The sequence below is a fragment of the Bradyrhizobium sp. Gha genome, from assembly GCF_900113735.1.
In the GTDB taxonomy this organism is placed as follows: Bacteria; Pseudomonadota; Alphaproteobacteria; order Rhizobiales; family Xanthobacteraceae; genus Bradyrhizobium.
The window spans coordinates 1-5,705 of sequence record NZ_FOQM01000083.1; the positions used below are offsets into that span (position 1 = coordinate 1).

The 5,705-nt window shown below is 61.8% G+C and carries 5 protein-coding genes and 3 pseudogenes; all 8 read right to left on the bottom strand.

Features of this window, described 5'->3' with window-relative positions; genetic code table 11:
- Nucleotides 1-318, bottom strand: a pseudogene (locus BM222_RS39530) (transposase); the annotation flags it as partial.
- Between the two features lie 78 nt (nt 319-396).
- A complete protein-coding gene (locus tag BM222_RS42745; protein ID WP_244547437.1) occupies nt 397-603 on the bottom strand; it encodes a hypothetical protein in 207 nt (68 codons plus the stop codon).
- Between the two features lie 6 nt (nt 604-609).
- Nucleotides 610-987 (bottom strand): UPF0149 family protein, encoded by a 378-nt coding sequence (locus BM222_RS42750; RefSeq protein WP_244547438.1) that lies wholly within the window; start codon nt 985-987, stop codon nt 610-612.
- A 29-nt stretch (nt 988-1,016) separates the two neighbouring features.
- Nucleotides 1,017-2,576: an IS66 family transposase gene (gene tnpC / locus BM222_RS39540; protein ID WP_092239988.1), complete on the bottom strand. Its 1,560-nt coding sequence runs from the start codon at nt 2,574-2,576 to the stop codon at nt 1,017-1,019.
- Between the two features lie 50 nt (nt 2,577-2,626).
- A complete protein-coding gene (tnpB, locus tag BM222_RS39545) occupies nt 2,627-2,980 on the bottom strand; it encodes an IS66 family insertion sequence element accessory protein TnpB (protein WP_092239986.1) in 354 nt (117 codons plus the stop codon).
- Nucleotides 2,977-3,438 carry an IS66-like element accessory protein TnpA gene (gene tnpA, locus BM222_RS43605; RefSeq protein WP_092239987.1) on the bottom strand — a complete coding sequence of 154 codons (462 nt, stop codon included), beginning with the start codon at nt 3,436-3,438 and terminating at the stop codon, nt 2,977-2,979. The genes tnpB and tnpA overlap by 4 nt, the downstream gene beginning before the upstream one ends.
- A 126-nt stretch (nt 3,439-3,564) precedes the next feature.
- A pseudogene (gene ltrA / locus BM222_RS39555) lies at nt 3,565-4,825 on the bottom strand (group II intron reverse transcriptase/maturase).
- Between the two features lie 528 nt (nt 4,826-5,353).
- Nucleotides 5,354-5,705: pseudogene (locus BM222_RS39565) on the bottom strand (transposase); the annotation flags it as partial.

The following is a 5,705-nucleotide window of genomic DNA, read 5'->3' on the forward strand; positions in this document are numbered from 1 at the left end:
CGAGTATGGCGGCAGGTACCAGAGCCTGGCGCCAGCAGCTTGGATCATTTGCCTGACAGCTTTCGACTTGTGGCTTCCGAGATTGTCGAGAATGACGATGTCGCCTTCGCGCAGGGTTGGCAGGAGAACGTGCTTCACATAAGCGCAGAAGCATTCGCCGTTGATCGGGCCATCGAAGACGCAGGGTGCAGTGAGTTGGTCATGGCGGAGCGCGCCGAGGAATGTGAGGGTGCGCCAGTGACCGTGCGGGGCGAAGCCGCGCAGGCGTGCGCTTTTGGGGCCCCAGCCCCGCAAAGGGGCCATGTTGGTCTTGATCCAAGGGTGAGTAGGCCGGAGGATTTTCACCCCCGGCCTCTCGCAGAACGTAACCGGCATGAGCTCCCACGTCCGCAGTGATCAGTGAGCGCGGGCGTAGCGGATCGGCATCCAGTATTGCCGCAAGGCTTCGACCGCCGCGGGAATATCGGCGTGGGCGTTGCGCAGAAATTTCTTGGTCTCGCGGCCGCTTCGTGGTGGTCCAAGCAGCGGTCGGCCCTGATCGTCGCGACAGTGCAGCAGGATGGGTAGAAGTAGGCCGTGATTGACGTTGCTGGCGTCCAGCAACGGTGCTCACGCCAATAGCTTGAGCCGCATCGCGGCGTAGAAGCCTTGGCACCATGGTCGCGGATCGACGTCTCCACTGGGTTTACGCCGGTGCATCGGCGCGAACCTGTCGGGTGCGGTCGAGAGGGTGTTGCTGATGTCGTTGTGACGCAGGGCGACGGCCGATATGGCTGCAAACTCCGGGGTGCCGCCGTGGTTGAAGGCATCGGCATCGATGGCGAGCAGCGGGCAGATCCAGTCGAGTGGGCTCATCGACACCGGTCCGGCCACGATTGCGGCGACGTAGCCGTCGAGCATGGGGAGATTGGTGGCGGCAGGATGCTGATCGACCCGCGCCTGCAGCCATCGCTCGAGCTCCTCAAGTGGCATCGCGGCTGCCGCCATTGACGACGCTGCTTTATGACGACGTGGGCTCATGCCGCGGCCTGTGCGGTGCGCTGGCGCGCCGCCTTCCAGTGCCAGGCGAGCAGTTCGTGCAGTTGATGGCTCTTGGTTCCACCGGAGACGATGCGCTCCAGCACGTCGGTCAGATAGGCTTGCGGATCGAGCTCATGGAGCTTTGCGGTGTTCACGAGCGACGCGAGGATGGCCCAGCTCTCGGCACCGCCTTCGCTACCGCTGAACAAGGAATTGCGTCTTCCCATGGCAATCGGGCGCATGGAACGCTCGACCGTGTTGGAATCGACCTCGACGCGGCCGTCGCGGAGAAACAGCGTCAGTCCGTCCCAGTGATTGAGCGCATAGTTGATCGCCTCTGTCAGCTTCGATTGGGAAAACAGCTGACCTACCATCTCAATCAGTCGCGCATTGAGCGCCACCATCAACGGGGCGCTCCTGGTGCGGCGGGCGGCCAGCCGCTGCTCCGCACTACTGCCGCGGATCTCTGCCTCGATCGCATAGACCGCCTGCAGCCGTTCAATCACCTCGCGCGCGAATGGCGACTGCGTGGACTTGTACACCTCGACGAATTTGCGTCGAGCATGGGCGAGACAAAAGGCGAGCTGGATTGTGCCGCCATGACGGCGGGCCAGCGCCTTGTAGGCGGCATAACCGTCCACCTGCAGAATGCCGGAAAAGCCCGTCAACTGTCCGGCGATCTCCTCGGTGCCGCGGCCGTCGGCGAATACGTAGGCAACCGCCGGCGGCGAGGGGCCACCCCATGGCCGGTCATCCATAGCATGCGCCCAGAACTGGCAGATGCGGGGACGATGTCGTCCGGGATCAAGCACCGGCATCGGCGTCTCGTCGCAGAACACGCGCGGCGCGGCCTGAATGATCCGCAGCTGCAGCTCATAAAGGCTCCTGAGCCACCAAGCGGTACGTTTGACCCAACCGGCGAGTGTCGCGCGGTCAAGATGGATGCCCTGGCCGGCCAGGATCTGAACCTGCCGGTACAGCGGCAAATACCAGGTGAACTTCGAGACCACCACATGGCTCACGAGGGCCGTCGAGGCCATGCCGCCCTCAATCAGGCGCGGCAGCACTTTGGCCTGGACCACGCCATCGGTGCAGCCGCGGCAGCCGTATTTGGGACGGATCGTGCGCAGCACGCGCAGGAGCGCCGGGATCACGTCCAACACCTCGCTGACGTCCTCGCCGATCTTGTGAAGCTGGCCCTGGCAGCACGGGCAGGCCGTCACCTCCGGTTCCAGGACCTGCTCACAGCGCGGCAGATGCTTGGGCAACGCGCCGATGTTGCGGCGCGCCTTCTTGCGTGGCTTATCGGACGGCTTCACCGCAGGTGCATCGTCGTTGGCAGCTGCAGGCGGCGTGACACTGGTCTCAAGATCGTCAAGCTCAAGCGCAAGTTGCTCGGCCACGAGCGTGGCAAGCCGTTCCGAGCGCTTCCCGAAGATCATCTCCTTGAGCGTCTGCATCGCAACACGCAGCTTCTCGTTCTCGGCGTCGAGCGCGAGCACCATCTCTGTTAGAGCGGCTTGATCAGTCGGGAGAACGTCCGGGCGAATCGCCATAAATGGACCATACATCCGCGCGCCGCAGGCTCCAGCGAAATCCTCTCCTCTCAGCCGACAACGGCCGGCTGCTTCACCGGCTTGGGCGAAACGCGCGTCCACTCGAGTCCGTCGAGCAGCATCGCGAGCTGTGTCGCACTGAGATGCACCACGCCGTCGCGGATCGGCGGCCAGGTGAAGTGCCCCTGGTGCAACCACTTCGTCACCAGCACCATGCCGCTGCCGTCCCACGCCAGAAGCTTCACTCTGTCCGTGCGTTTGCTGCGGAACACGAAGACGTCACCACAATACGGATTGGCACGCAGCGCTTCGCTCACCAGTGCCGACAGCGTATGCACCGACTTGCGGAAATCGACCGGCTGTGTCGCCAGCACCACCTTGAGGTCAGAGCGTAGCGCAATCACCGGATGCCCCGAAGCGCCGCCAGCACGGTCGACAGCGTCGCCAGCTCCACGCCCGGCTCGACCCGGATGCGCGCCCCGTTCACCTCGATCTCGACAACCCCGCAAACCTTGGCCGGCGGCGCGGCGATCTCCAAAGGCTTGGCCTGTAGCCCCGAAATACGCTTATGCTCGCCCGCTGTCCCGCTGCCGCTCTCGGCACCAATTTGGATTGGCACGAAGTTCGGCGCTTTGCCCGCCACCGCCGCCGCAACTTGGCGTCGCCACACCGTAAGCAGCCCGCGCGAAACGCCATTGCGCCGCGCAACCTCGGAGATGTTCGCACCCTCCTCAAAGCTCTCCGCCACGATCCGAGCCTTCTCCTCGCCCGTCCACCGACGCCGTCGGCACTCCCCGGTGATCACCTCGACGCGACGATAGGCGTCATCTTCCTGCCTGGCATCAAGCATGGCATTTGCCATCGTTCCACCTCCACCGATCAGCTCATGCCAGGCTGTATCGAGCGCAAACCGAGCGGCGGCTAGGTGGGGGCCTCATGCCGGTTACCGCAGAACGGTGCGTGAGCCTCTCGGTTCACACCGCTCCCATCAGGTGAACGTGTTCGTTCCGAATAACTGCCAGTGTACGAACAGCTCCGCATTATTCCGAGCCAGCTTTCGCAAGAACAGCGAAGCACCGGTTTTGTGGAGCCGGAAGCGCTTGTACTTTCGCATGATCCACGCCCTCAGCTTCTGATTGACGTAGTCGACCAGAGAGAACAGCGCCGAACGACTGAACCGTCCGTAATAACCTATCCACCCCCGGAGGAGCGGATTGATCTGTTGGGCGATCTCAGCCAGCGTCCCCGGCGTTTGCCGAGGAATGTGCAAGCTTCGGATCGTCGCTCGCATGGCCTTCAAAGCTGTCGGACTGACCGCCGGGGTGTATCCACAGAAGAACTCCTTCCGCTGTGACGTTGCCACCTGCCGCGGCCTGAACTGATATCCGAGGAAGTCAAACTTGATCCTCGGATACTTTCGCCGACGCCTGTTGTCCTTGCAGTAAACGATCTGCGTCTTCGTCGGATGCATCTGAAGTCCGCACACTTCCAGCCTCGCTTGAAGCTCCACCTTAATCGCTTCTGCTTCTTGCTCGGTCCGGCAGTGCACCAGTCCGTCGTCGGCGTACCGACACCAAAGAAGGTCGGGATGTGTCCGCGCCATCCAGAGATCAGAACGTGTAATGCAGGAACAGATTGGCCAGTATTGGGCTGATCACGCCCCCTTGCGGGGTTCCGCGGATCCGCTCAACGAGCTTCCCATCCTTTTCCATTGATGCCGTCAGCCATCTTTCGATGTAGAGCAGCGCCCATTTGCATTTCACGTGTCTCCGGACCGCCTTCAGCAGAAGATCGTGCGGGAGATTGTCAAACGGTCCTTTGATGTCGAACTCCAGGACCCAATCATATTTCCAGCACCGCTGACGCGTGACGCCCACGGCGTCCAGTGCCGATTTTCCTGGCCTGTACCCGTAAGAGTCCGGCAGGAAGATGGATTCCAGTTCCGGCTCAATCATCTGTTTGACCACCATCTGCGCGATCCGATCGCTGATAGTGGGCACACCTAAAGTCCTTTCGCCGCCCGTCTTCTTTGGAATGGAGACGGCGAGCACCGGAGGTGGAAAGTAGGTCCCTGACGACATCCGATTCCAGATCTTGTAGAGATTCCCTGCAAGGTCTTTCTCGAACATCTCGAAGGTCTGCCCGTCCACTCCAGCCGCTCCGCGATTGGATTTGACCGCCTTGTACGCTTCGTACACTCGCCGCTTCTCAATCGAGAACGGCTTGTTTATCGCACTATTCGAAGTCATCCTGTTTCCAGTTGGTCCAAGAGTACGACTACCTGACCCGATCCCTTTGCTCCGACCCCATTACAGGGCCCTCGACGCTCCGACGGATCGGTCCGCCCCAGTCTCTTGCATCGGTACTCTCGCCTCGCGGTTGGCACCGCTTGCGCTTCTCCCTTGGCATCAAGAGCCTGGTTCCTGCAGTTCCACGCGAAAGCCTGTGTCCGACTCACGCCCCCTCTACGCCGGTCGCCGCCCGCCCAGTCGCCAGTCATCCGGCGGACTTGTCCCAGGATGACGAGACAGTCCTGGTTTTGACGACACTTGGATTCATAACGACGCGTCTTCGGAAGGTTCACTTTCGTTCGTCTTTCGGACACTCACCTGCTCGGTATATTCCGAACTTCTGATCCGACGCTCACCACCACAGCTCTTTACCGCAGCAGCTCGGATTGGTTTGAGACCCGCCCCTGAAAGCTGATCTCGGGGGGCCCTCCCCCATCTTTCCCGCAGCTTAACCATCGGTCTTAGTTCATGTTGAACTCCTTCCGCTGTCTGCAGCACACTCTCATCGATGAAGACGAGCCGGTTCGGATCAAGTCCAGCCTGCCAGGATTGCCAACGCTGTCGCCTACGAGAGACGTCGGCGCGCGCTTGTTCGAGGGCGAACAGTGTTTTTTTTGAACCGCAGCCCTTCCCGGCGCAGGAACAGCCAGACCGTGTTGTGCGAGACCTTGACCCCGCGGGCTGCCAGTTCCGCCTTCAGACCATGCAGCGTCAGGTGCGGCATCTGAGTGATCCGCTCGACAATGAAGGCGCGGTGCGGATCAAGCACGGGCTTACGGTGACCGCCCATCTTGCCAGGCGCAGCCGAGCCGGTCGCCCGCTGTCGCTGTGACCACTT